Source organism: Streptomyces sp. NPDC001219 (assembly GCF_053597915.1).
The window spans coordinates 20957-45609 of sequence record NZ_JBSFJF010000057.1 but is presented as its reverse complement, the minus strand read 5'-3'; the positions used below and the strand labels follow the sequence as shown (position 1 = coordinate 45609).

The window sequence follows — 24653 nt, the reverse complement described above, 5'->3', positions numbered from 1 at the left end:
GGCAGGGTTTCCGGACGTAAAGCGAAGCAGTCCGGAAACCCTGCCCCGGAGGCCCGTCACCGCACCCGACACCCACCCGCCCGCCGCAGGCGCCACGGCGCAGGCAGCAACAAACATCACCCGCACCCACGCCCCGCGCAGCGGACCCGAAACGGCGCGAGCCACCACGGCGGGAAAGCCGAAAACGTGGGCCGAAAGCAAATCGCAGCCGGAACGGTTACTTGAGGCAAAGACAGAACGGATGCCCCGCCGGGTCCAGGTACACGCGGAAGTCGCGGAGTCCCTCGTCCCGTTGGACGAGCTCCGCGCCGAGGGCGAGGATCTTTCGTTCGGCCTCGTCGATGTCCGCGCGGGAGACGTCGAAGTCGAGATGCAGCTGCTGCGGCACGTCCTGGCCGGGCCACCGCGGCGGGCGGTAGTCGGCGACCCCCTGGAAGGCCAGCGTGCGGCCGGTGGGGCCGGCGATCTCGATCCACTCGTCGTCGCCTCCGGTGACCTGCCAGTCGAGCATCTCGGCGTAGAAGTTGGCGAGCGCCCGGGGGTCGGGGCAGTCCAGTGCGACGACACCGAGCTTGATCAGGCCCATGGCGTTACCTCCTCATGGCTTCAACCAGTAACCTCGTTACCGCATGATGGCGGGATGTCGGTAACGTGGCAAGGGTGACTTCCCGAACGGCGCCGGAATCCCTGCGGGCGGTGCAGGATCTGGTCAACACCCTCGATGTCGAGACCGGCGAGGACGCGCTGACCGCCGACGGCGGTCCCGGCGCCTTTCTGTGTGCGCAGGGTGTGACGGAACCCGCCCCGGGGCGGGGGGAGTCGGCGGCGCTCGGGGAGCTGCGGGAGGCGCTCCGGGAGGTCTGTCTGGCGCACACCGCCGGGACCGCCGTACCCGCGGAAGCGGCCCGGACGCTGGACCGGCTGCTGGCGGCCGCGCCGCTCGTCCTGGCCATGGCGCCCGACGGCGGCGCCGCACTGCGCCCGGCTCCGGGGCTCGGCGCCGTCGCGCAGTTCACCGCCCGGATCGCCGCGGGGATCGCGGCCGCCGTCGCCGACGGGACCTGGGTCCGGCTCAAGGCGTGCGAGGCGCACGACTGCCGCTGGGTCTTCTACGACAGGAGCCCGGCCGGCCGCAGCCGCTGGTGCACCATGGCGGTCTGCGGCAGCCGGGCGAAGATGCGGACCTACCGCGCCAGGCGCGGCAGGTCCGAGTCCGGGTAGCGGGGGCTACGCCTGCGGGCGGCCCAGTGCGCGGTAGGTCCAGCCGGCCTTGCGCCACAGCGCCGGGTCCAGGGCGTTGCGGCCGTCCAGGATGCGGCGCTCGGCGACCACCTCACCCAGGGCGGCCGGGTCCAGCTCGCGGAACTCGCGCCACTCCGTCAGATGCAGCACCGCGTCCGCGCCGCGCACCGCCTCCAGCGCGCTGTCCGCGTAGGCCAGCGTCGGGAAGAGCCGCCGGGCGTTCTCCATGCCCTTGGGGTCGTAGACCGTGACCTGGCCGCCCTGCAGGTGGATCTGGCCGGCGACGTTGAGGGCGGGGGAGTCGCGGACGTCGTCCGAGTCCGGCTTGAAGGTCGCGCCCAGGACGGCGACGCGCTTGCCGAGGAAGCCGCCGCCGACCGCGTCGCGGGCCAGCTCGACCATGTGGCCGCGGCGCCGCATGTTGATCGAGTCGATCTCGCGGAGGAAGGTCAGGGCCTGGTCGGCGCCCAGTTCGCCGGCGCGCGCCATGAAGGCCCGCAGGTCCTTGGGCAGGCAGCCGCCGCCGAAGCCGATGCCGGCCCGCAGGAACTTCTTGCCGATCCGCTCGTCGTGCCCGATGGCCTCGGCGAGCTTCACCACATCGCCGTCGGCCGCCTCGCAGACCTCCGCCATCGCGTTGATGAAGGAGATCTTCGTGGCCAGGAAGGAGTTGGCGGAGGTCTTCACCAGTTCGGACGTCGGGTAGTCCATGACGATGAAGGGGGAGCCCTCGGCGATCGGGGTGGCGTACACCTCGCGCAGCAGCTCCTCGCCCCGCTCGCCGGCCACGCCCACCACGATGCGGTCCGGGTGCAGGGTGTCCTTGACGGCGAAGCCCTCGCGCAGGAACTCCGGGTTCCAGGCCAGCTCGGCGGCCTCGCCCGCGGGGGCGGCACCGGCCAGCCGCCGGGCGAGCCGGGCCGCGCTGCCCACCGGCACCGTCGACTTGCCGACCACCAGCGTGGGCCGGGTCAGATGCGGCGCCAGCGCGTCGAAGGCGCTGTCCACGTAGCTCATGTCGCAGGCGTACTCGCCGTGCTTCTGCGGGGTGTTCACGCAGACGAAGTGGACGTCGCCGAAGGCCCCGGCCTCCTCGTAGGAGGTGGTGAAGCGCAGCCGGCCGCTCGATCCCTCGATCCCGGCGACATGGCGGCGCAGCAGGTCCTCCAGACCGGGCTCGTACATCGGGACCTCGCCCCGCTGCAGCATCTCGATCTTCTCGGGGACCACATCGAGCCCCAGCACCTCGAAGCCCAGCTCGGCCATGGCCGCGGCGTGGGTGGCGCCGAGGTAGCCGGTGCCGATCACGGTGATCTTGAGGGGCATGGACGCTCCAAACAGGCGGTGCGGCGCGAAGTGCCGGCGTTGAGGGGCGGGGGGCAGGTGACGGGCGGGCATGGAGAAAACGGCGCTGGCCGAGCATAGTCGGGAGGGGAATGACCGCCCCAGCTGTGCGGGCGGTGCCGGTGTAACTGTCGGCAACCTCACGTATCCGCGGCTGGGATCGGCGCCTAGAATCCGGAGAGGTAACGGGGTTACTTAACGGTAGTTAGCACATTGGTAGTCAGCTCACAGGGGAGTGAGAAACCTTGGCGGGAACCGCTGATTTCGATCTGTACCGGCCATCCGAGGAGCACGACATGCTCCGCGAGTCGGTGCGCTCGCTCGCCGAGGCGAAGATCGCGCCGTTCGCGGCCGCGGTGGACGAGGAGGCCCGCTTCCCGCAGGAGGCGCTCGACGCGCTGGTCGCCAACGACCTGCACGCCGTCCACGTACCGGAGGCCTACGGCGGGGCCGGTGCGGACGCGCTGGCGACCGTCATCGTGATCGAGGAGGTCGCCCGCGTCTGTGCGTCGTCCTCCCTCATCCCGGCGGTCAACAAGCTCGGCTCGCTGCCGGTGATCCTCTCCGGCTCCGAGGAGCTGAAGGCGAAGTACCTGGGCCCGCTGGCCAAGGGCGACGCGATGTTCTCGTACTGCCTGAGCGAGCCGGACGCCGGTTCGGACGCGGCGGGCATGAAGACCAAGGCCGTCCGCGACGGCGACCACTACGTCCTCAACGGCGTCAAGCGCTGGATCACCAACGCCGGTGTCAGCGAGTACTACACGGTGATGGCCGTCACCGACCCCGAGAAGCGCTCCAAGGGCATCTCGGCGTTCGTCGTCGAGAAGGGCGACGAGGGTGTCTCCTTCGGTGCCCCGGAGAAGAAGCTCGGCATCAAGGGCTCCCCGACCCGCGAGGTCTACCTCGACAACGTCCGGATTCCCGCCGACCGCATGATCGGCGCGGAGGGCACCGGCTTCGCCACCGCCATGAAGACCCTGGACCACACCCGCATCACCATCGCGGCCCAGGCGCTCGGCATCGCCCAGGGCGCCCTGGACTACGCCAAGGGCTACGTCCAGGAGCGCAAGCAGTTCGGCAAGCCGATCGGTGACTTCCAGGGCGTCCAGTTCATGCTCGCCGACATGGCCATGAAGGTGGAGGCGGCCCGCCAGCTCACCTACGCAGCGGCCGCCCGCTCCGAGCGGATATCGGCCGGCGGCAAGGGCGAGGACCTGACGTTCTTCGGCGCGGCGGCCAAGTGCTACGCCTCGGACGCGGCCATGGAGATCACCACGGACGCCGTCCAGCTGCTCGGCGGCTACGGCTACACCCGTGACTACCCGGTCGAGCGGATGATGCGCGACGCCAAGATCACGCAGATCTACGAGGGCACCAACCAGGTCCAGCGGATCGTGATGGCCCGCAACCTGCCGCAGTAAGCCCGTACGGACGGCAGAGGGCCCCGGACCGCAGCGGCGGTCCGGGGCCCTTCGTGCGTGCGGTCAGCTGCTGCTGACCGTGACCTTCTCGTCGTTGTTGAGCTGCTGCACCAGCTGCCGGAGCTTGGCCTTGTCCCAGACCAGGTTGCCGCCGTTGCTGCCGGAGACCGGCATGTTCATGGACTTGCCCTCGCCGCCGGTGACGCCCTTCATCGCGAAGAACATCTCGCCCAGGCTCCACAGGCTCATGTCCTTGTCGACGACGAGCGTGTCCAGGCCGGCGCTCATCGTCGGGTAGAGCTTGAAGGGGTTGAGGACCGTTCCGGGGGTGGCGGTCTGGCTCGCCAGCGTCGCCAGGAACTTCTGCTGGTTCTTCGTACGGTCCAGGTCCTGCTGGGCGAAGGCGTGCCGGGTGCGGACGTAGGCGAGCGCCTGCTGGCCGTTGAGGGTCTGCTTGCCGGCCGGGAAGTCGGCGCCGGAGTCCCTGTCCTTGATCGCCTTGGGGAGGTCCATCTCGACGCCGCCGATGGCGTCCACGATGTTGGCGAAGCCGGCGAAGCCGATCTCGACGTAGTGGTCGATGTGCAGCTTGGTGTTGTACTCGACGGTGCGCACCAGCAGCTCCGGGCCGTCCTCGGCGTAGGCCGCGTTGAGCTTGGTGTGCCGTCCGGTGCCCGGGTACTTCTTGCCGGAGTCCGAGCCGATGTAGGTGGGTATCTCCACGTCCGAGTCGCGCGGCAGGGATATCAGCGTCGGGCCGTTGCTGCCGTCGTGCAGGATCATCATCGAGTCGGTGCGCTTGCCCTCGGCGGAGCCGGTGTGCAGCTTGCGCTTCTGCGCGGCGGTCATGCCCTCACGGCTGTCCGAGCCGACGATCAGGTAGTTCGTGCCGTCGCCGGTCTCCGGACGGTCGATGGCCTTGCTCAGGTCGACCTTGCGGCGGAGCTTGCCGTCGGCCCAGAAGTAGGTGGCGACCGAGGTCACCGCCAGTACGGCGACCAGGGTGATGACCGTCCACTTGATCCGCTTGCCCCAGCGGGGGCGCGGCCGGCCGCCGCCCGCGCCGTAGCCGTCGTCGTGGCGGCCGCCGCCGCCCCGGCCACCGCCGTAGACCTGGCCGGTGTTGTAGCCGTCGTCGTAGGAGTCCTCGTAGCCCTGGGACTGCTGCGGCGGGACGGTCGCACCCCTGCGCGGGGACATCGACGCCGGCATCGGCGGCTCGTTCCGCTGATAGCCGGGGCCTGCGTCGCGCCGTACCTGGGGCATGGAGCGCGCACCCTCCGGCTCGGAGCCGCCGCTGCCGTATCCGTACCGGTTGCCGTTCTGGTCGCCGTTGGGCCACTCATTCATACGGGGAAGTGTGCCTCCCGCGGTGGGGTGCTCCATAGAGCGGGTGCGGGATCGGGCCAGTGCTGTTGCAGAGCTGATGCAAAGCCACGGCGCCCTTCCGGCGCATACCACAAGCGGACATGACCATTCCGACCTGCACGAATGGAAGCAACCATTCCGGATGGATTCCGGCGGGGGCGGTGAGACCTGTGTCACAGACCTGCGCGAACGGCGAGACCAGTCTCACGATCCACGTGGACGGGGTGCTCCACAGGTGCCACTTAGGCTGGACCGCATGACCGAACTCGTCACCGACACCCCCGAGGACGAGGCGGTGGGCAAGCCCACTTCCGTGTCCCGCATCACGCTCAGCCACATCATGACGGCCGGCGACACGAACCTTCTGGGAACGGTGCACGGCGGCGTGATCATGAAGCTCGTCGACGATGCCGCGGGCGCGGTGGCCGGACGCCACTCCGGCGGCCCGGCCGTCACCGCCTCCATGGACGAGATGGTCTTCCTCGAACCCGTCCGCATCGGCGACCTCGTGCACGTCCGCGCCCAGGTCAACTGGACCGGCCGCTCCTCCATGGAGGTCGGCGTACGGGTCCTGGCCGAGCGCTGGAACGAGTCGACCCCGGCCCAGCAGGTCGGCTCCGCCTACCTCGTCTTCGCCGCCGTCGACGAACAGGGCAGGCCGCGCCGGGTGCCGCAGGTGCTCCCCGAGACCGAGCGGGACAAGCGCCGCTACCAGGAGGCGCAGATCCGCCGGACGCACCGCCTCGCCCGGCGCCGCGCGATCATGGAGCTGCGCGAACGGCGCGCCGCGGAAGGCCTCGACGACGCATAGCGGCCACCCCGCGCTGCGCGGCCAGCGCCAGCCCCGTACCGATCACGGTGCCGGCCGCCGCGCAGATCACATCGTCGACATCGGCGATCCGCCCGGCCCGCATCAGCAGCTGCGCCGTCTCGATGGCCAGGCACAGGCCCACGCCCATGAGGAAGGTGCCGGCGGCCGAGGTGCGCGGCGCGGCGAACCGCAGCAGCAGCGGTGCGGGCACGAACAGCGCCGCGTTGGCGATCTGCCGCCGCACCAGCATCGCCAGCTCCCCGGGCTCCAGCTGGGCGCCCAGGTCGAACAGCCCCTCACCGGGCCGCCACCACACCGTCGCGTCCCCGGAGCCGACCGGCTGGCTGGGCGCGAGCGTCGCCAGCAGGAGCAGCAGCAGCCAGCCGCCCAGCAGTACGCGGGCCGTGGTGCGCGGGGCGCCGCTGTCGGGGACGAGCGCCGTCCACAGGGCGAGCGCCGCCGCCGCCCCCAGCGCCAGGACCAGGAAGAGCGCCACCGTCGCGGGGGTGATGCCCAGCACAACCTGCCACACAGTGCGCCCCTTTCAGGACATCGCGAACTTCCCGGGCGTCCCGGACATCAGCTGCAGCTCCATTTCGTGACGTAGAACGTCTCCCCGCGCTCCATGACGCCCCGGATGCACTCGTCCGCGAGCATCTCCACCCGGCCGCTCAGCGCGACGGCGCCGCCCTGGGTCCGCCGGGTGCCGAACCAGCCGGGGAAGGCGGTGATCCGGTCGTTCTTGCGCTGGTATCCGAGCCGCACGATGATCTCGTCGGGACCGGCCGCCGGCCCGTGCCGCCGGTAGGTCGCGGTGTACATCCCGTCGGCCCCCACCGGCCCCTGCAGACACAGCTGGCCGTTCACCAGCTCCCCGCAGCCGGTCGGCGCGGGGGGTGCCGGCGGCGCCGCGGCGACGGTGACCGCGACCAGGAACAGCGCGGCGGTGGCCACCGTGACCCGGCGGGCGCGGCCGCGGGCGTCCGTACGGCGCGCGGGCGGTCCGGGCAGGGTGCGGCGGGGCGCGGGGACGCTCATGCCGCCGCCCCGCTCCGCCCGGCCCCGCCCGCGCCAGACGCGCACCGTCCGCCGGCGACTCCCCGGCAGCCGGCCCGGAGGACCCCCGTGCTGCGCTCGCTCATGGGCACACCGCCTCGTCCCCGGTGATCGCCGAGATCCGGCCAGGCTTCTGCGGCGGCTCCTCGGCCCGTACCCGCTGCACCCCGGCGTGGTTCCGGCCGACCGTCACCTGCATCTCCGGCCCCCGCCCGGCCGCCGGACGCAGCTCCGCGCCCGGCAGCGCGGCGGCCAGCGAGCGGGCCGAGCGGTCCCAGCGCGGGTCGTAGACGATCACCGTGCGGGGCACCGCGCCGAGCGCGGAGTTGCCGGGGGCGCCGGTGGTCGCGAAGCCGGTGGCGCGCAGCTCGCCGGCCACCGTCGCGGCCTGCCCGGCCCGGCCGCTGCCGTTGTCGACCCGCACCTGGACCTGGCCCGGCGGGATGTCCACCACCCTGGCCCGCGGCTCCTCCCGGTCCCGGGGCACGGCGATCGGCCGGTCCTCGCGGATCGCCCGGAAGAGCTTCGGCGCCTGCACCGGGTCCCAGCGCACCGTCGAGCCGACGCCCGGCACCGGCTGGGCCACATCGCCCAGCGGCACGGACGTGAACTCCGAGGACGACGGGGTGAAGCCGCGCATCGCCTGCCCGAGGTCGACCAGGTCGTTGGCCCCGAAGCCGGAGTCGGCCCGTACGGACCGGAGCATCGTGTCGGCGACGTCCCTGAAGCGGATGGGGTTCATCAGCACTCCGGAGGAGGTGATCTTGTGGATGAGGGCGGCCAGGAAGCGCTGCTGGCGCTGCATCCGGCCGAGGTCCGCGGAGCCGTCCACATGCCGCGCACGCACGTACTGGAGCGCCTGGCCGCCGTTGAGCCGCGACCTGCCGACCGGCAGATTCAGTCCGGTGAAGCTGTCGCGCAGCGGCCGCACGGTGCAGATCTCCACCCCGCCGACCGCGTCCACGCTGCGCATGAAGCTGGTGAAGTCGACCTCCAGGTAGTGGTCGATGTGCACCCCCGTCATGTGCTCGACGGTCCGCACGGTGAGGCTGGGGCCGCCCTCGGCGTAGGCCGCGTTCAGCTTGATGGGGTGCTTGGCGCGCTGCCGGCCGGTGACGGCGTCCCGGTGCGCGGGAACCTCCGCGTAGGAGTCGCGGGGCAGGCTGATCACGCTGGCGCGGTCCCGGTCGGCGGAGAGGTGCACCAGCATGAGGGTGTCCGTGCAGTGACAGGGCGCGCCGCCCAGGTGGTACTTCTGCTTCTCCGCCGCGGTGAGCCGGTCCCGCCCGTCCGTGCCCACGACCAGGAAGTTCAGCCCGTCGCCGCCCCCGGGCCGGTTGCTCATGCCCTTGAAGGCGTCCACCCGGCCGATGCCGCTCTCCACGCCGGTGACCACGGCGTGCCCGACACCGCTCGCGGCCAGCAGCAGCACGGACGCGACGGCGCCGATCCGCACCCCCCAGCGCGGGCCCGGCGGGCGCCGGCGCACACCGGGCCGGGCGGCCCGGCGCCGGGCCGGACGGGAGGAGCGGAACGGCGCGGTCACGGGGGACACCTCCGCGGCTGGACGGGCGTACTCGGGGCCCGGCGGGGGAGCGGGGCAGGAAAAGGGGAGAAACGGCGATCAATCCGACGAGGGCACCGTAGGTCGATACGATCGGCTGCACAGCGTCACACGCCGGGCACCCGGCGCCCGGCCACCCGGCTGCGTCCGGAGGCGTCGCCCATTCGCGGTAACGTGAGGCGCGATTCTGCAGTCTCCCGGCGGGCGCTGCCGCCGCTGGCGGCTCCGCCACGGGCCGTCCCCCCGAGGAACCATGCCGCAGCAGCAGCCCCCGGCCGTCTCCGTGATCATGCCGGTGCTCAATGAGGAACGACACCTGCGCAATTCGGTCCGGCACATCCTGGAGCAGGAGTACGCCGGTGAGATGGAGGTGGTGATCGCCCTCGGCCCGTCCGCGGACCGTACGGACGAGATCGCCGCCGAGCTCGTCGCCGAGGACGCCCGGGTGCACACCGTGCCCAACCCCACCGGCCGCACCCCCGCCGCGCTGAACGCCGCGATCAAGGCGTCCCGGCACCCCATCGTGGTGCGCGTCGACGGCCACGGCATGCTCTCGGCGAACTACATCGCCACCGCGGTGCGCCTCCTGGAGGAGACCGGCGCGGCGAACGTCGGCGGGATCATGCACGCCGAGGGCGAGAACGCCTGGGAGGACGCGGTCGCCGCCGCGATGACGTCCAAGATCGGCGTGGGCAACGCCGCCTTCCACACCGGCGGGCAGGCCGGCCCCGCCGAGACCGTCTACCTCGGGGTGTTCCGGCGCGAGGCGCTGGAGCAGCAGGGCGGCTACAACGAGGAGTTCATCCGCGCCCAGGACTGGGAGCTGAACTTCCGCATCCGGGAGGCCGGCGGGCAGATCTGGTTCTCGCCCGAGCTGCGGGTGCAGTACCGCCCGCGGCCGAGCATCAAGGCGCTGGCCAAGCAGTACAAGGACTACGGCAAGTGGCGCCATGTCGTCGCCCGCTACCACGCCGGTTCGATCAACCTGCGCTACCTCGCGCCGCCGACCGCGGTGTGCGCCATCGCGGCGGGCCTGGTGATCGGTGCGGCCGTCACCCCGTGGGGCCTGGTCGTCCCGGCCGGCTACCTCGCCGCCATCACCGCGGGCTCGGTGCCGGCCGGCAAGGGCCTGTCGCTCAAGGCCCGCGCACAGATCCCCCTCGCCCTGGCGACCATGCACATGGCCTGGGGCACGGGCTTCCTGACCAGCCCCCGCTCCCTCGCCAGGAAGGTCATCGCCAGCCGCCGCCCGGCGGTCCTGAGCGCGGCGGCGGGCGCCGAGTAGCCGGGCCGCCGGCCCGCTCCCGGGGGCGGTGGCGAGGGGCGCTCACCGCCTGGTCCACGGCCTCGTCCACGCCCTGGCACCGCCGCGTCGTTGCGGGAACCTCCCCTCTACACCCGCCCACCCCCCGAAGGGGGGTGGGCGGCGGGGAAAAACCACCTGGGAAAGCAACGAGCGGCGCCCCCCCCCCGAAGACGAGCGGCGCCCTGCCTGAAGACGAGCGGCGCCCGCCCCGAAAACGAGCAACGCCCGCCGGGAAAGACAAGCAACACCCGCCCCGCGCCCCCGTCCCGCCTAGAAGGTGTACGACGGATTCACCTTCATGCAGGCCTTGGTGTCCTCGCCGTTGAGCGCGTCCGCGCTGTCCGGGGCCTTGTCCGCGCCCTTCTCGTCACCCTGCTCCGGGTACGCCGTACCGGTGCGCCAGTCGTTGCCGACCACCAGCCGCATCCCGGTGGCCGAACTCGACTCCCGGACCGCGCTCTTGGGCAGTCCGAGCGCCTTCGCCAGCGCCAGGGCGTCGCCCCGCCGCTCCTTGTCCCGGTACGTGAGCGTGGTGTCGGCCTGCGTGGTGAGCGCGGGGTCGGTGCCGGCCGCCGCGTAGCCCAGGCCGGCCAGCTGCTGCTGGACGGCCGACGCGCGGCCGGAGACCGGGCCGTTGACCGTGCTGTTGGTGCCGTTCTGCACCACGACCTTCAGCTGGTCCTTGGGAGTTGACGGCTTGGGAGCCGGAGTGGGCTTCTTCTTCCGGTCCTTGCCGTCCAGCGCGGTGTCGTTGCGCAGCAGCCCGAAGGTCGCCTCCGCGTCGCCGGGCTTGGGCATGACATACGACTCGTCGGGGCTGTACTGCCAGGGCATGGTGACCATCGTGATGCGCTTGGTCGGCACCCGGCTGAGGTCGCCGCCGAGGTCGTAGAGCTTCTTGACGGTGTCGAGGCCGTCGTCGACGGTCAGCGCCTTGGTCGCGGCCTCCGCCAGGTCACGCAGCTGGCCCGGGTCGGAGAGCTTGGTGCCGGCCTTCAGCTGGCGGACCATCGAGTTCATGTACATGTGCTGGGCCTTGGCCCGGCCGATGTCGGTGTTGTCCTCGAAGCCGTAGCGGGTGCGCAGCCACTGGAGGGCCTGGACGCCCTTGACGGAGTGGGTGCCCTTCTTCAGCCGCAGTCCGCTGCCGTGGCCCTTGCTGTCGTGCGAGTAGACGTTGTTGTCGACGCACACCGGGACACCGCCGATGGCGTCGGCCATGTCCACCACACCGCCGAAGTCGACCATCATGAAGTGGTCGACGTAGATGCCGGTCAGCTCCTGCCAGGTGGCGAGGGTGCAGCCCGGACCGCCGTGCTGGAGCGACTGGTTGATGGCCGCGGAGGTCTGCGGGAAGACCTCGTGGGTCTTCGGGTCGGTGCAGCGGGGGATCGTCACCCGGGTGTCCCGCGGGATGGAGATCACCGACATGTTGCTGCGGTCCGCCGAGACGTGCACCAGCATCTGCACGTCGGCGAGCGGCTTGCGGTCCGCGTCCTGCCGGGCGCCGCCGAGTTCGATGTTCTTGGCGTTGTTCCGGCCGTCGGAGCCCAGCAGCAGGATGTTCAGCGGGCTCTGTCCGAAGGCGTTGGGGTCCGGCTTCTTCAGGCCGTCGCCGCCCAGGGACCGCGGGGCCTTGCGGAGGTTGGCGTTGAGGTGCTCGTAGTACCAGTACCCGGCACCGGCGCCGCCCGCTATCAGGACGGCGACGGTGAGGGCGGTCCAGCGCAGCGCCTTGCGGCCCTTGCGGCGCGGCTTCCCGTCGGTGGGGTGCCCGCCGTCGGCGGGCACGTCAGCGTCGCCGGCCCCGTCCGCGGAGGGCACGGCGACGCCTTCCGGAGGCGTCCAGCCGGGCGCGTCCGGGGGCAGCCCCTTGTCCTCGTAGAGGCTGCCGTCCCGTTCCGGTTCCCGCCCTTCGGGCGTGCGTCTCCGACGCGACCGGTCTCCCCGCACACTGCTCTGCCCCATACGGCCCTCTCCCCGTTGTCCCGGTGGTGCGCTCGGCGCCTCGGCGGGGCGGCCGTTTCCCGCTCAATTCACTTTGCGCAGATGTTCTTGTCATCTGCATTGACGTTCTGGACCCCGTCCGGGGTTTCGGTCGGTGCCTCGATCGGCGAACCCGGCGCCTTGAAGTCCTTGCCGAGGACGAGCTTCATCGGCTCGCGGTCCCCGGCGTCCTTCCCGGACTTCTTCAGCGCGCTCTTGGGCAGCCCCATCCAGTCGGCCAGGGTGGCGGCCTGGTCGGCCTGGTTGGGCGCGTACTCGAGGCGGGTGGCGGCCAGCTTCGCCGGCGCGTTGCCGGCGTTGGTGGCGAGCTTGGCGGCCTTGGTGTTCTGCAGCCAGTCCACGGTCTCCTGGGCCGAGCCGATCGGCCCGCCGCCGTTGGTGACGTCGACCCGTACCCGCTCGGCCGGAGCCTTCTTGGCCGGGCCGGACTTCTTCTTGCCCTTCTTGCCCTTGGCCAGGGTGTGGTCCGCCCGCACCATCGCGAACAGCGGGTCCGCCTTGGCCTTGTCCATGATGACGGTGGCCGGGTCGTCCGGGTTGTCCAGCACCGGCACGGTCGCGAAGGTGACCTTGTCGATGTCGACCTTCTTCAGGTCGGTGCCGAAGTCCAGCAGCTTGCTCGCGGTGCCGATACCGGTGTCGACGGTGAGCGCCTTGGTCGCCGCCTGGCTGACGTCGTAGAGCTTGCCGGGGCTGCTGAAGGCGCTGGACTTCAGCTTGCGGATCAGCGAGCTGAGGAACTGCTGCTGCAGCTCGATACGGCTGAGGTCACTGCCGAAGCCGACGGTGTGCCGGGTACGGACGAACGCCAGCGCCTGCTCACCCTTGACGGTGTGCCGGCCGGCCTTCAACTTCAGGTGCGACTTGGGGTCGTTGATGTCCTTGGCCGCGCACACCTCGACGCCGTCCACCGCGTTGGACAGCTCCTTGACCGCGTTGAAGTCGGCCATCATGAAGTGGTTGATCTTCAGGCCGGTCATCTTCTCGACGGTCCGCCAGGTGCAGCCGGGGTCCCGGCTCTCCTGGCCCAGGCTGGTGTTGAAGCGCACCCCGTGCTCACCGGGGATGTTCTTCGTCGAGCCGTCCTTCTGCTTCGTCGGGCAGTTGGGGATGTCCGTGATCATGTCGCGCGGGATGCTCATCGCGGTGGCGTTCGTCCGGTCCTTGGAGATGTGCATCAGGATCGTGGTGTCCGCGTGGCCCACGCTCCCGGCGTCGCCGTATCCCGCGTTGCCCTTCCCGGAACGCGAGTCGGTGCCGATGATCAGGAGGTTCACCGGGCCGTCGGACACCGCGTCGTTCTCCACGCCGACATCGACCTTGTTGATGTTGCCGTCGAGCTGCTGGTACACGAAGTACGCGGCGCCGCAGCCGGCGACGAGCACGAAGCCCACCACACCGGCGGTCCAGTGCAGCGCCCGCTTCTTCCCCGACTTCTGCGGCTTGCGCTTGCGGCGGCTCGCCGGGCCCGCCTCGGCAGCGTTCGCCGTCGCCGTGCGGCTCGCGGCCGCCCGGCGCGCGGCCCGGCCGCCGGCCGCCGGCCCGCCGTCGCCGTCCCCGCCGTCCTCGTCCCGCCGCCCACGCTGGGTCGGCAGCGGCCGGGTGTCGGTGTCGCCGACCGCGGCGTCCCGCTTACGGGCGGCGCGTCTGCCGGCCGCAGTGCGGTCGGAGGGCCGAGCGGCGGCTTGACCGGCAGGGTCAAGCCGCAGTTCGTAGTTGCCGGTGTCCGGATCGAACACCCACTGATCGGCGGGATCGACGTTGTTGTCGCCCGCCCGCCCACGGCCTTGCGCGTCCACGGTGCCTTGAGTCCTCCGTCGGTGCCACGCGGCGCCATCCCCTCAAGGCGCTCGGTAGGTCGATCGTGCATTACTCGGTTCATCGGTCGCTTGGTCGAGCGACCGGATCGCTCACACTATCCGCCCAGTTCAGCGCCCCGCGACGCTCGTGACAAATTCCACTTACCTACAACTGGGCAATCCGCCCAATCCCTTCGAGTCGTCGGCTTGTTTTGCGGCATCTTTATTCGCAGATCCCGCGTTCCGCCGTCGTCCCGGGAAAGGTCGGGCCCGAACTCGGCGGGGGCGCCGACGGTTCGTCCGGCCGGTCGTCCGACGATCCGTTTCCGGTGCGGACCGGTTCCTCCCCGGCGTCGCGCGGGGGCCGCACGGTCACCGGAAGATCCTTGTGCAGCTGCGCGAAGAGCCGCCCGGCGTCCGGCTGCAGCAGCTCATCGCGATTGGGGTCCAGGCGGTACTCCCGCCGTGGCACGGTCATGAACTGGACCTGCCCGGTGGGAATGCGGCGCGCGCTGCGCACCAATTCGTACAGCCCCCTGAGGGAAGCCAGCTCGGTGTCCGTGGTCAGTGAACTCGTCGCGGCATCCAGCACCGGATACAGCCGGGTCGGATTGAGCAGGACACCATTGCTCTGCACTTTCTTCACGAGTGCGCCAAGAAATCGTTGTTGCCTCTCCATGCGCTGCGTATCGCTGCCGTTGCCCAGGCTCTTTCGTGCCCGTACGTAACCGAGCGCCGCCTCACCGTGCAGGGTCTGCCGGCCGGCGGGCAGGGTGAGATCCGCCTCGGGATCGTGGACCGGCCGCGGCAGACAGACCTCGACGCCGTCCACCGCGTCCACCATCTTCGTGAAGCCGACGAAATCGATGATCATGTAGTGGTCGACGCGGATGCCGGTCAGCTTCTCGACCGTGCGGATCGTGCAGGCCGGGCCGCCCGCCGCGAACGCCCCGTTGAACTGGCCCGGCCGCGGTGCGGTCTCCGTGCCGTCCGGGCGCTTGCAGTGCGGCACCTCGACCATCAGATCGCGCGGGATGCTCACCGCGGTGGCGCTCTTCCGGTCCGCCGCGAGGTGCAGCAGCATCGTGGTGTCCGACCGCTGGCCGCGGCTGTGGCCGTATCTGCCGTTGCCGCCGTTCCGGCTGTCGGAGCCGATCAGCAGCACGTTCTCGGCGTTCGGCGGGCCCGCCGGCGGCCGCTCGGACTCCCACTTCCGCAGCTCCCGCTCGGTGGCGCTGTCGGTGTGGATGTTGCCGTTGAGCTTGGCGTACACCGCCCAGCCCGTCCCCGCCCCGGCCAGCACGAAACCGGTGATCCCGAGCGCGGCCCAGCGGCGCCAGTGCCACCGGTACGGCGGGATGCGCGGCGGCCCCGGCCCGTCCGCTCCCGGCCCCCCGGCCGGGCGTGCGCCCCAGCCGGCGAACCTGGGGGGCTCGGGGGTCTCGGTCACGTGTGCGTCCATCCCTCACGGAGTCGGCGTCGCGCCCGCACGCAGGGCCCGGACGGAACAAGAGACGGACGAAACCCGCGCATGGTTGTACGTACTCAAGATCCTGGCCCGAAAAGGACGTACCGGCCCGCCCCGGGGCCCGTCCGGTCCGCCGGACGGGGGAGCGCGGCACCCTCAGTGCGCCGGCGGCGCCCGGAACGTGGTCTTCTCACTGTCCTCCCGGCCCGCCACGGCCGCCGCGTCCAGCCGGTCCAGGTGCCGGCACAGCACCACGGAACCGCCGGTCACCAGCGGCCCGTACAGCCCGTACGACAGGCCCTGCCAGGTGTCGTACCCCAGCCCCGACAGCACCCGGGGCGCCTCCGGCAGCCCCGCCGCCCCCGCGTCGGCCAGCGCGCGCGCCCCGATCCCGGCCCCGGTCAGCTCCTCGCCGCCGACGGCCAGCGCCACGGCACCCGGGTCCACCGGCGCGAACGGCGCGAACCGGTCGCCCTGGCCCGGCACCTCCACCGCGTAGTCCGCGAAACCCGCCGGCGGCTGCGGGAAGCGGCCGCCCAGCGGGCGCAGCGCCAGCGCCACCCGCTCCCCGGAACAGGCGAGCGCCGCATCGAGCCGGTCCGGCCCGGCGACGACGAGGTCGGCGGCGGCCGGATCGCCGTCCACCTCCGCCACCACGCCCACGGACGAGCAGGCCAGCAGCCAGACGGCGGTCTGCCAGTGCGCGGGCAGCAGCAGCGCGAGCCGGTCGCCGGGCTCGGCGGCCAGATCGCCCTGGAGATAGTTGGCGGTCTTGGCCACCCAATTGGCGAAGGTCGCGACGGACAGTTCCACGCGCTCGCCGGTGGCGTCGTCGTAGAAGGTCACCAGCGGGCGGGCCGGGTCCGCGGCGAGCGCGGAACTCAGCAGGTCGGCGGGGGTGCGATCGGTGGCGTTCATCGCGGCCAGGGTACGCGCGGCGGCGGCCGGCGACGGGCCGGGCCCGGCGGGCCGGAGCCACCGGATCGGCCGATGCACCGTCAGATCAGCGTTGGCGCGTTCGCCCCGGCCATGTCCAGGATTTTGTCCATGCGCCCCTTCCTCACACTCTGTTGCGGCGCCGTGTGCAGCGCCGCCCTCGCCCTGCCCCTCGCGCCCGGCGCCGGTGCCGCCCCCGCCGCCGCGCCGCGCCCCGCCCACTCCGGTGAGCTGCCGGGCAGCACCCAGTCCCTGCCGGTGGCGGCGCTCGGCGCACCCGCCCCGCACCCCGACTCCCGGGACGCCACGGCGCCCGTCCCCCAGTCCCTCGGCCTGCCGGCCCGCACCGTACGGCCGTTCTCCCTCCTCGGCGTCGTCTGGGACGACGCCGCCGCCGAACTGCGCGGCCGGGTCCAGGTCCGCACCCGCGCCACCGGCCGCGACGACTGGTCCGGCTGGCAGGACGTCCAGGTCCACAACGACGACGCCCCCGACCTCGGCGCAGCCGAGCGCCGCGACAGCACGGTCCGCGGCAGCACCGCGCCGCTGTGGGTCGGCGACTCCGACGCCGTCCAACTGCGCATCACCCCCGCGTCCCGCAACCGCGCCCGCGCCGCCCTCCCCGGCGGGCTGCGGCTGGAACTCGTCGACCCCGGCCGGCCCCCGCGCGGCGTCCGCGGCGCACCCGCCGACCCGCCCGCCCCGCTCGGCCCCGAGGCCGGCGCGGCCTCCGCCGCCAACGCCGGGCTCGCCCCGCTCGGCGCCACCGAGATCCCGGCCCTCGACCAGGCCGCCGCCAAGACCGACCTCCCCGCCGAGGACGGCGCACCGCCCGGCCGGACCTACGTCGGACCGCGCCCGCGGATCGTCACCCGGGCCGGCTGGGGCGCCGACGAGCAACTGCGCGAGAAGGCCTTCACCTACACCCGCACCGTCCGCGCCGCCTTCGTCCACCACAGCGGCTCGGGCAACAACTACGACTGCGCCGAGGCCCCTTCGCTGATCCGCGCCATGTACCGCTTCCACGTCAAGAGCAACCACTGGCGCGACATCGGCTACAACTTCCTCATCGACAAGTGCGGCACGGTCTACGAGGGCCGCGCCGGCGGCGTCGCCAAGCCCGTCATGGGCGCCCACACCCTCGGCTTCAACACCGACAGCACCGGCATCGCCGTCCTCGGCACCTTCACCGACGACGAGCCGCCCCAGCCCGCCGTCGACGCCATCGCCCGTCTGACGGCCTGGAAGCTCGGCCTCCACAGCGTCGACCCGCGCGCCACCATCCAGCTGCTGTCCGGCGGCGGAAACCGCTTCCCCAAGGGAACGAAGGTCCCCCTGCACGTCATCTCCGGCCACCGGGACGGCTTCACCACCGACTGCCCCGGCGTCCACCTCTACGAGAAGCTCGCCGCCACCCGCCTCGCCGCGGCCGCACTCCAGGGCCGCTGATCCGCTTCCGGCCTGACATGACGGCACGTTCCGGGTTTGCTCGGGTCTGTCACGGTGCAGGCTGCAGAAACCATTCATCCGTTCCCTCGTCCGCACGCCCCAGCCACCACGACGCCCGCCGTCCCGCCCCGCGCTCCTCCCGTGGCCTGAACGGCACCGGAGCGCCCCACCACCGGGGGAGCTCCGGAGCCCGTCTGCCTACACTGGTCGGCCGATCGGCCGACCCCAGCAGGAAGCAGAGAAGACACCGTGAGCGTCGTATGTGCAGCCGCCGGGCTGTGGTCGACGACGAGAGCCGCACCGCTGCTCCCTCCCCGCCCGCGCTCGGGCAGCAGGGGCCCAGCGGGCGGAGAAGCGAACAGAGGTCTCAGTGACTGAAGCGATCCTCCTGGTCGGCGGCAAGGGCACCCGGCTGCGCCCGCTGACGGTGCATACGCCCAAGCCGATGGTCCCGGCGGCGGGTGTGCCGTTCCTCACCCACCAACTGGCCCGCGCCCGGGCGGCCGGCGTCGAGCACATCGTGCTCGCCACCTCCTACCTCGCCGAGGTCTTCGAGCCGTATTTCGGCGACGGTTCGGCGTTCGGCCTGCATCTGGAGTACGTCACCGAGCAGGAGCCGCTGGGCACCGGCGGCGCCATCCGCAACGTCGCCGCGCGGCTGCACTCCGCCCCCGACGACCCGGTACTGATCTTCAACGGTGACATCCTCACCGGCCTCGACATCGCCGCCCTCGTCGGCACCCACCGCACCTCCGGCGCCGATGTCTCCCTGCACCTGACCCGCGTCGAGGACCCGCGCGCCTTCGGCCTGGTCCCCACGGACGACACCGGCCGGGTCACCGCCTTCCTGGAGAAGCCGCAGACCCCCGAGGAGATCGTCACCGACCAGATCAACGCCGGGGCCTACGTCTTCAACCGGTCGGTCATCGACACCATCCCGGCCGGCCGCCCGGTCTCCGTGGAACGCGAGACCTTCCCCGGCCTGCTCGCCGACGGCGCCCACCTCCAGGGCATGGTCGACTCCACCTACTGGCTCGACCTCGGCACCCCACAGGCCTTCGTCCGCGGCTCCGCCGACCTGGTCCTCGGCCGCGCCCCGTCCCCGGCGGTGCCCGGCCGCCGCGGCGAGCGCCTGGTCCTGGAGACCGCCGACGTCGCCACCGACGCCAAGCTCACCGGCGGCACCGTCGTCGGCCCGCGCACCGTCATCGGCGCCGGTGCCGAGATCGACGGCAGCGCCGTCCTCGACGGCGCGGTCGTCGAGCCGGGCGCCCGCATCCGTGACTCGCTGATCGGCGCCGGGGCCCACATCGGGGCCCGTACGGTCCTGGACGGCGCGGTCATCGGCGACGGCGCACGGATCGGCGCCGACAACGAGCTGCGCGACGGCATCCGCATCTGGTGCGACGCCGAACTCCCGGCCGGCTCGGTCCGCTTCTCGTCGGACCAGTAGGCGGGGGTGGGTGGGCCGGTGGGCGGTAGGCGGTGAGTTGGCCGGTGGCCCGGTAGGTAGTGGCCGGTAGCCAGCAGGCGGCGTCCGGCCCCTCCGGGGGCGCGCCGTGGCGGCCATGCCTCCCGGTCCCCCCCGCCGCCATGCCTCCCGGTCCCCCCGCCGTCATGCCTCCCGGCCACCACGGCGGCCATGCCTGCCGCCACCCCGGCAGCCAGACCTCTCGCACCACCGCGGGAATGCCGCCCCGCACCACCGCGTTGTGGCCCCCGAGGGGGCCCTCGCCTCCCCTACGGGATCTGTTCGCCCACCCCCTACGGCCCACCCCCACGGCCCTCTACGGCCCACCCCCACAGCCCCTCCCCTCCGGCCCGCCCCGCTGTCACCCCCCATCGCCTAACCTGGCCGCATGCCCGCCCGCACCTGGGACCCGCCCGGCCCGCTCGATCTGCACCGCACGCTGGGTGTGCTGCAGCGCGGCCCCGGTGACCCCGCGTTCGCGGTGCGCGGCGGCGAGTTCTGGCGGGCCTGCCGTACCCCCGAGGGGCCCGGCACGCTCCGTATCGCGGCCCGCCCGGCCGCCGGCCGGATCGAGGCCGAGGCCTGGGGGCCGGGCGCCGACTGGCTGCTGGAGCGTCTGCCCGAGCTGCTGGGGGAGTCCGACGACCCGGCGCGGCTGACCGCCCGGCACCGCATCGTCCATGAGGCCCGCCGCCGTCACCCCGGCGTCCGGCTCGCGCGCACCGGCCTGGTCCTGGAGTCGCTGATCCCCTCCGTCCTGGAGCAGAAGGTCACCAGCGACGAGGCCTACCGCGCCTGGCGCCTGCTGCTCCAGCGGCACGGCGAGCCCGCCCCCGGCCCCTGGGAGCGGATGCGGGTGATGCCGGAGCCGCGCGGCTGGGCGCTGATCCCCTCCTGGGAGTGGCACCGCGCGGGCGTCGACGCCAAGCGCTCGTCGGCGATCCTGCGCGCCGTGCGGGCCGCCCGCCGGATGGAGGAGGCCGCGCGGATGGACCTCGCGGACGCCACCCGGCGGCTCACGGCGCTGCCCGGCATCGGCCCCTGGACCGCCGCGGAGACCCTGCAGCGCACCCTCGGCGCCCCGGACGCGATCACGGTCGGCGATCTGCATCTGCCGAAGATCATCGGCTATGCGCTCACCGGACGGCGCGGCACCACGGACGAGGAGATGCTCGAACTCCTCGCGCCCTACGAGGGCCAGCGGCACCGCGCCGCCCGGCTGATCCTGCTGTCCGGCCGCGTCCCGCCGCGCCGCGCCCCGCGCTTCCCGGTGGGGGACATCGCCCGGCTGTGACCGGCGCGGGCGCCGGTCAGCGCACGACGACGAAGTCGTCCGCGTTCCGTGCCGGCCGCTCCGGCGGGGCCGCCGCCGGACGGCCGATGGCCACCGCGCCCATGGGCTCCCAGTCCTCCGGCAGCCCCAGTACGTCCCGGACCACCTCCCGGCAGAACATCGTCGACGACACCCAGGCGGAGCCGAGACGTTCGCCCGCCAGCGCGACCAGGAAGTTCTGGATGCCCGCGCCGTGGGCCACGATGAACATCTCGCGCTCCGCCGTGCTCCGCCGCGCGTCGGGGTAGGGGTGCGCGCCGTCCGTCACCATGCACGGCACCGCCAGATACGGCGCGGCCCGCAGCACATCGCCGCGCCGAATCCGCTTGGCGACCGACTCCTCCGACTTGCCGTCCTGGCGCAGGTCCGCGATCCAGGCGTCCCGCATCGCGTCCAGCAGCCGCAGCCGTACCTCCGGCGACTCCAGGAGCACGAACCGCCAGGGCGTGGTGTGGTGCGGCGCCGGAGCCGTGACCGCCGCCGCCACCGCGCGCCGGACCGCGCCCGGATCGACCGGTTCCCCGGTGAAGGCACGGACGGTACGCCGCGCCGTCACCGCTTCCCGTACGGCCTCCGAGGTGCCCAGCCGGAACATGTCGTCCTCGGGGCTGCGCACCATGGCGCGCGCGCCGCCCGGCTCGCCGGTCTCCCCGACGACATGGGCCAGCCCCCGCACCACCGCGACCGGCAGCCCGGCGGCCTTGCCCTTCACCAGGTCGCCCGCGGCGGCCAGTTCGTCGGCGGTGGCCACCACCGTCGCGCTGAGCGGATTGCCGTACGCGTCGGTGCCGCCGCGCAGATCGTCCAGCACCCGCACCCCGGCCGCGCCGATGGCGACATCGGTCAGCCCGTTGCGCCAGGGCCGGCCGAAGGTGTCGCTGATGACGACGCCGACGTCGACGCCGAGCGTGGTGCGCAGGCCGGCGCGCAGCGCGCGGGCCGAGGCGTCCGGGTCCTCCGGCAGCAACAGCACCGTCCCCGAAGGGGTGTTGGAGGCGTCGACACCGGCCGCGGCCATCACCAGCCCCTGCCGGTTCTGCACGATCCGCAGGGCGCCGCGGCGCGCCACCACGCGCACCGTCTCCTGGTCGATCGCCGCCTCGCGGTCGGCGGCCTCGACCACCCGGCCCTCGGCCTTGCTGACGATCTTCGAGGTCACCAACAGCACGTCACCGTCGACGAGTTGGGGCATTCCCTCGGCGGTGGCCGCCGCCGCGATCAGCTTGACGAGGTCGTCGCCGGGCCGCACCTCGGGCATTCCCGGCAGCGCCCACACCCGGTAGGCGGGCGCCCCGGCGGCGTCGTTCACGCCCGGACCTCCTCGGCCAGCTCCAGGGCCTCGCGCACCATCGCGGCCGTGGCGTCCAGATCCGTCATCATCAGCGGTACCGCCCGGCAGCGGATGCCGGCCGCCTCGACCTCGGCCACCGCCCCCGCGTCGACGGAGTCGACCAGCCAGCCGTCCAGCAGTCCGGGCCCGTAGTGGCGGGCGACGGCCCCGGCGGTCGCCTCCACCCCCACCGCGGCCAGCACCTTGTCGGCCATGCCGCGGACGGGGGCGTCGCCGACGATCGGCGAGAGCCCGATCACCGGTACCCCGGCGTCCGCGATGGCCTCCCGGATGCCCGGCACCGCCAGGATCGTCCCGATGCTGACCACCGGGTTGGACGGCGGGAACAGCACCACGTCCGCCGCGCCGATGGCCTCCAGCACGCCCGGCGCCGGCTTGGCCTGGTCGGCGCCGACCGGCACCACGGCGTGGGCGGGCACCGAGGCCCGCAGCCGCACCCAGTACTCCTGGAAGTGGATCGCCTTGCGCTCGCCGGCCCCCGCGGCGGAGCCGCTGTCGGGTTCCGTGACGGCGACATGGGTCTCGACCCGGTCGTCGGACATGGGCAGCAGCCGCACACCGGGCTGCCAGCGCGCGCACAGCGCCTCGGTGACGGCGCTGAGCGGATATCCGGCGCCCAGCATCTGGGTCCGCACGATGTGGGTCGCGAAGTCCCGGTCCCCCAGCCCGAACCACTCGGGGCCGACGCCGTAGGCGGCCAACTCCTCCTTCACCCGGAAGGTTTCGTCGGTGCGGCCCCAGCCCTGCTCCTCGTTGATGCCGCCGCCGAGCGTGTACATCACGGTGTCGAGGTCGGGGCACACCTTGAGTCCGAACAGATGGATGTCGTCGCCGGTGTTCCCGATGACGGTGATGTCCGCGTCCGGAGCCGCTGCCTTCAGTCCCCGCAGAAAGCGGGCGCCGCCGATACCGCCGGCCAGAACCACGATTCGCATAAAGACAGTGTGTCAGCCGGAGGCTGAGTCCATGAGGGGCGGTGGCCGGGCGACGGGTGGGTATCAGGGGGCCAGCATCCCGGGAGGTGCGGTCGTGGCGCCGGAATCCGCTGTCTGGCTGGGGTGCATCGGCATGTCGGTCAGCCCCGGGAAGTACACGTGCAGGCTGACGGCCGGGGCCAGGGCGTCGTTGACGACCTCGTGGACGTAGCCGGGGGCGAACACCTGCTGGGCGCCGGCCGTGAGCGTACGGGGTCCGTCCCCGGTGTGCTCGGTCAACTCGCCCTCCAGGACGGTCAGCACACCGGAGGACGCCCCGTGGTCGTGCCGCCCGCTGCTCTGTCCCGGCACCCAGCTCAGCAGCCACACCTCATAGCCGGGCCCGGTGCGGAGGCGGTGGTACCAGCGGGTGGTGGCGTCGTAGCGGACCAGCGGGGCCCAGGCGGCGCGGTCGGCGGCGATCGAGCGGGCCAGCCCGGCGAAACCGGCGACGGTGGCCGGGTGTGCGGGGACGGGCGGCAGCAGGTGGGGGATGGCGAGCGGGTCGCCGGCGATCTGGACGTCGCTGTTCATGGGTTTCGGGTCCTCGGCGGAAGTGCTGGGGTGGCGCGGGGGGTCCCGCCCAGCGGTGGCTGGGGGAGGGCTGCGGCGCGGCGCGGGCTCTCCCTGTGGGGAGCGCGGCGCGGCGGCGCGGAGCAGGGGTGCTGCGGGGTGGTGCGAGCGGAAAAGCTGGAGCTCAGTGGCTTCGACAGCTGGAACAGCGACAGCGGGCCTGCGCAGCGCAGAGCGACCCGTAGGCACGGGTCAGTCGGAGCGCGAGGGTCGCTGGCATGGGGTCAAGGAGACCGGGTTCGCGGCGCGATGTCAACCGGATGTCTGGTTTGACGTAAATCTTTCACCTCATCCGGTTACTCCGCCCGACGAAAGGTTTGTGCAGTGCCGGGGGCGGAGACATCGACCCGCAACCGCGCCTTCAAACGCCGTTGCGGCCCCGTGATCCGTCTGTGATCTCCCCCGCTTCGGCGCGCGGGGGTGCAACGTGAACGCCGCTTGGTCGCGTCTTGGTGAGTGAAGAGGACGTGCCGGGTGGCACGCCCAGGGAAGTGTCCTGGTTTTTGCTGATTTGAACACTTTCCGCATCCGCTTGGTTCTGCCGAGTGAATAAGAGGCTCAATAGCAGATCTCGGCTTGACTGGCCCGGATCACCACACTTGTAATTTCACTCGTGTCGTTCAGCCGAAATCGATCACGGCTTGATCACGGGGACGTAAAGACAGACGAGGGGCGCACATGACCGAGCTGTTCCAGGAATTGCTGGTCGAGGAGGCGGACGAGGAGCTCGGCTGGCAGGAGCGCGCACTGTGCGCCCAGACCGACCCCGAGTCCTTCTTCCCGGAGAAGGGTGGCTCCACCCGCGAGGCCAAGAAGGTCTGTCTCGCCTGCGAAGTCCGGTCCGAATGCCTGGAGTACGCGCTCGCCAACGACGAGCGCTTCGGCATTTGGGGCGGCCTTTCCGAGCGCGAGCGGCGCCGGCTCAAGAAGGCTGCCGTCTGACGATGACAGCGCGACCGGACCCACCGACGGCGCGCGGCCCCGAGGACCACGCCGCCGTACCACCTCAACTCCCCATATCCCCCTATAGCGAACACCCCGCCTCCTGCGACCTGCTCGCCGGAGGCGGACTGCTGTGACGGACCCGGTCGGGGCACCGGCGGGAACCATTAGTGTGGGGCCCCGTCCGAGATGCGCCGCCGCCCCGCCGGGCGCGCGCGTCGCCTCGTAGTCCGTCGCA

The 24653-nt window shown here is 72.4% G+C and carries 22 protein-coding genes; 9 read left to right on the top strand and 13 right to left on the bottom strand.

Translation table 11 applies throughout. The features are described from left to right. Positions 1–217 precede the first annotated feature (217 nt). Positions 218–586, bottom strand: coding sequence for a VOC family protein (locus ACWC9R_RS28720; protein WP_450735846.1), 369 nt, complete (start codon positions 584–586; stop codon positions 218–220). A 74-nt stretch (positions 587–660) separates the two neighbouring features. Between ACWC9R_RS28720 and ACWC9R_RS28715 the strand changes: the two genes are divergently transcribed. Further along, positions 661–1221, top strand: a complete 561-nt coding sequence (locus tag ACWC9R_RS28715) for a CGNR zinc finger domain-containing protein (protein ID WP_450735844.1) — start codon at positions 661–663, stop codon at positions 1219–1221. Positions 1222–1227: 6 nt separating this feature from the next. On the opposite strand, the gene ACWC9R_RS28710 is transcribed toward ACWC9R_RS28715, so the two are convergent. Next, positions 1228–2568, bottom strand: coding sequence for a UDP-glucose dehydrogenase family protein (locus tag ACWC9R_RS28710; protein ID WP_450735843.1), 1341 nt, complete (start codon positions 2566–2568; stop codon positions 1228–1230). A gap of 263 nt (positions 2569–2831) precedes the next feature. Between ACWC9R_RS28710 and ACWC9R_RS28705 the strand changes: the two genes are divergently transcribed. Next, positions 2832–4007, top strand: coding sequence for an acyl-CoA dehydrogenase family protein (locus ACWC9R_RS28705; RefSeq protein WP_362610338.1), 1176 nt, complete (start codon positions 2832–2834; stop codon positions 4005–4007). Positions 4008–4070: 63 nt separating this feature from the next. On the opposite strand, the gene ACWC9R_RS28700 is transcribed toward ACWC9R_RS28705, so the two are convergent. Beyond that, entirely contained in the window at positions 4071–5357 is a 1287-nt protein-coding gene (locus tag ACWC9R_RS28700) for an LCP family protein (RefSeq protein WP_450735841.1), read from the bottom strand. A gap of 274 nt (positions 5358–5631) precedes the next feature. Here ACWC9R_RS28700 and ACWC9R_RS28695 point away from each other — a divergent pair, with 274 nt between their 5' ends. Further along, positions 5632–6186, top strand: coding sequence for an acyl-CoA thioesterase (locus ACWC9R_RS28695; RefSeq protein WP_362610342.1), 555 nt, complete (start codon positions 5632–5634; stop codon positions 6184–6186). Here ACWC9R_RS28695 and ACWC9R_RS28690 read toward each other — a convergent pair. From ACWC9R_RS28690 to ACWC9R_RS28680, 3 genes are all read right to left on the bottom strand, one after another. Further along, positions 6137–6718: a VanZ family protein gene (locus ACWC9R_RS28690; protein ID WP_450735839.1), complete on the bottom strand. Its 582-nt coding sequence runs from the start codon at positions 6716–6718 to the stop codon at positions 6137–6139. The two genes, ACWC9R_RS28695 and ACWC9R_RS28690, sit on opposite strands and share 50 nt — an antisense overlap. 47 nt (positions 6719–6765) lie before the next feature. Continuing rightward, positions 6766–7224, bottom strand: coding sequence for a hypothetical protein (locus ACWC9R_RS28685; RefSeq protein WP_450735837.1), 459 nt, complete (start codon positions 7222–7224; stop codon positions 6766–6768). A 100-nt stretch (positions 7225–7324) separates the two neighbouring features. Further along, on the bottom strand, positions 7325–8788 hold the full coding sequence (locus tag ACWC9R_RS28680; protein ID WP_450735835.1) for an LCP family protein: 1464 nt from the start codon (positions 8786–8788) through the stop codon (positions 7325–7327). A 271-nt stretch (positions 8789–9059) separates the two neighbouring features. On the opposite strand from ACWC9R_RS28680, the gene ACWC9R_RS28675 reads away from it, so the two are divergent. Beyond that, a complete protein-coding gene (locus ACWC9R_RS28675; RefSeq protein WP_450735833.1) occupies positions 9060–10091 on the top strand; it encodes a glycosyltransferase family 2 protein in 1032 nt (343 codons plus the stop codon). 291 nt (positions 10092–10382) lie between these two features. Here the strand turns inward: ACWC9R_RS28675 and ACWC9R_RS28670 are convergent, their stop codons facing one another. The 4 genes from ACWC9R_RS28670 to ACWC9R_RS28655 form a co-directional block, all read right to left on the bottom strand. Then, positions 10383–12080, bottom strand: a complete 1698-nt coding sequence (locus tag ACWC9R_RS28670; RefSeq protein ID WP_450735832.1) for an LCP family glycopolymer transferase — start codon at positions 12078–12080, stop codon at positions 10383–10385. A gap of 68 nt (positions 12081–12148) precedes the next feature. Continuing rightward, positions 12149–13918 (bottom strand): LCP family protein, encoded by a 1770-nt coding sequence (locus ACWC9R_RS28665; protein WP_450735830.1) that lies wholly within the window; start codon positions 13916–13918, stop codon positions 12149–12151. Positions 13919–14141: 223 nt separating this feature from the next. After that, positions 14142–15380, bottom strand: a complete 1239-nt coding sequence (locus ACWC9R_RS28660; protein ID WP_450735828.1) for an LCP family protein — start codon at positions 15378–15380, stop codon at positions 14142–14144. 162 nt (positions 15381–15542) lie between these two features. Beyond that, positions 15543–16304: a TIGR03089 family protein gene (locus ACWC9R_RS28655; RefSeq protein WP_450735826.1), complete on the bottom strand. Its 762-nt coding sequence runs from the start codon at positions 16302–16304 to the stop codon at positions 15543–15545. A gap of 129 nt (positions 16305–16433) precedes the next feature. Between ACWC9R_RS28655 and ACWC9R_RS28650 the strand changes: the two genes are divergently transcribed. The 3 genes from ACWC9R_RS28650 (at position 16434) to ACWC9R_RS28640 (ending at position 20536) form a co-directional block, all read left to right on the top strand. Then, a complete protein-coding gene (locus tag ACWC9R_RS28650) occupies positions 16434–17771 on the top strand; it encodes a peptidoglycan recognition protein family protein (RefSeq protein ID WP_450735824.1) in 1338 nt (445 codons plus the stop codon). Between the two features lie 370 nt (positions 17772–18141). Beyond that, positions 18142–19224 (top strand): sugar phosphate nucleotidyltransferase, encoded by a 1083-nt coding sequence (locus ACWC9R_RS28645; protein ID WP_450735822.1) that lies wholly within the window; start codon positions 18142–18144, stop codon positions 19222–19224. Positions 19225–19630: 406 nt separating this feature from the next. Continuing rightward, positions 19631–20536: a DNA-3-methyladenine glycosylase family protein gene (locus ACWC9R_RS28640; protein WP_450735820.1), complete on the top strand. Its 906-nt coding sequence runs from the start codon at positions 19631–19633 to the stop codon at positions 20534–20536. A 16-nt stretch (positions 20537–20552) separates the two neighbouring features. On the opposite strand, the gene ACWC9R_RS28635 is transcribed toward ACWC9R_RS28640, so the two are convergent. The 3 genes from ACWC9R_RS28635 to ACWC9R_RS28625 form a co-directional block, all read right to left on the bottom strand. Next, positions 20553–21884, bottom strand: coding sequence for a coenzyme F420-0:L-glutamate ligase (locus tag ACWC9R_RS28635; protein WP_450735818.1), 1332 nt, complete (start codon positions 21882–21884; stop codon positions 20553–20555). Next, complete coding sequence (gene cofD / locus ACWC9R_RS28630) at positions 21881–22861, bottom strand: 2-phospho-L-lactate transferase (RefSeq protein WP_450735816.1); 981 nt, start codon at positions 22859–22861, stop codon at positions 21881–21883. The genes ACWC9R_RS28635 and cofD overlap by 4 nt, the downstream gene beginning before the upstream one ends. A 63-nt stretch (positions 22862–22924) precedes the next feature. Further along, a complete protein-coding gene (locus tag ACWC9R_RS28625) occupies positions 22925–23434 on the bottom strand; it encodes a cysteine dioxygenase (protein ID WP_450735815.1) in 510 nt (169 codons plus the stop codon). A 717-nt stretch (positions 23435–24151) separates the two neighbouring features. Here ACWC9R_RS28625 and ACWC9R_RS28620 point away from each other — a divergent pair. Both ACWC9R_RS28620 and ACWC9R_RS28615 read left to right on the top strand, forming a co-directional pair. Further along, entirely contained in the window at positions 24152–24415 is a 264-nt protein-coding gene (locus tag ACWC9R_RS28620) for a WhiB family transcriptional regulator (RefSeq protein WP_003983763.1), read from the top strand. A 2-nt stretch (positions 24416–24417) separates the two neighbouring features. Beyond that, positions 24418–24552 (top strand): hypothetical protein, encoded by a 135-nt coding sequence (locus ACWC9R_RS28615; RefSeq protein WP_450735813.1) that lies wholly within the window; start codon positions 24418–24420, stop codon positions 24550–24552. Positions 24553–24653: the final 101 nt, after the last annotated feature.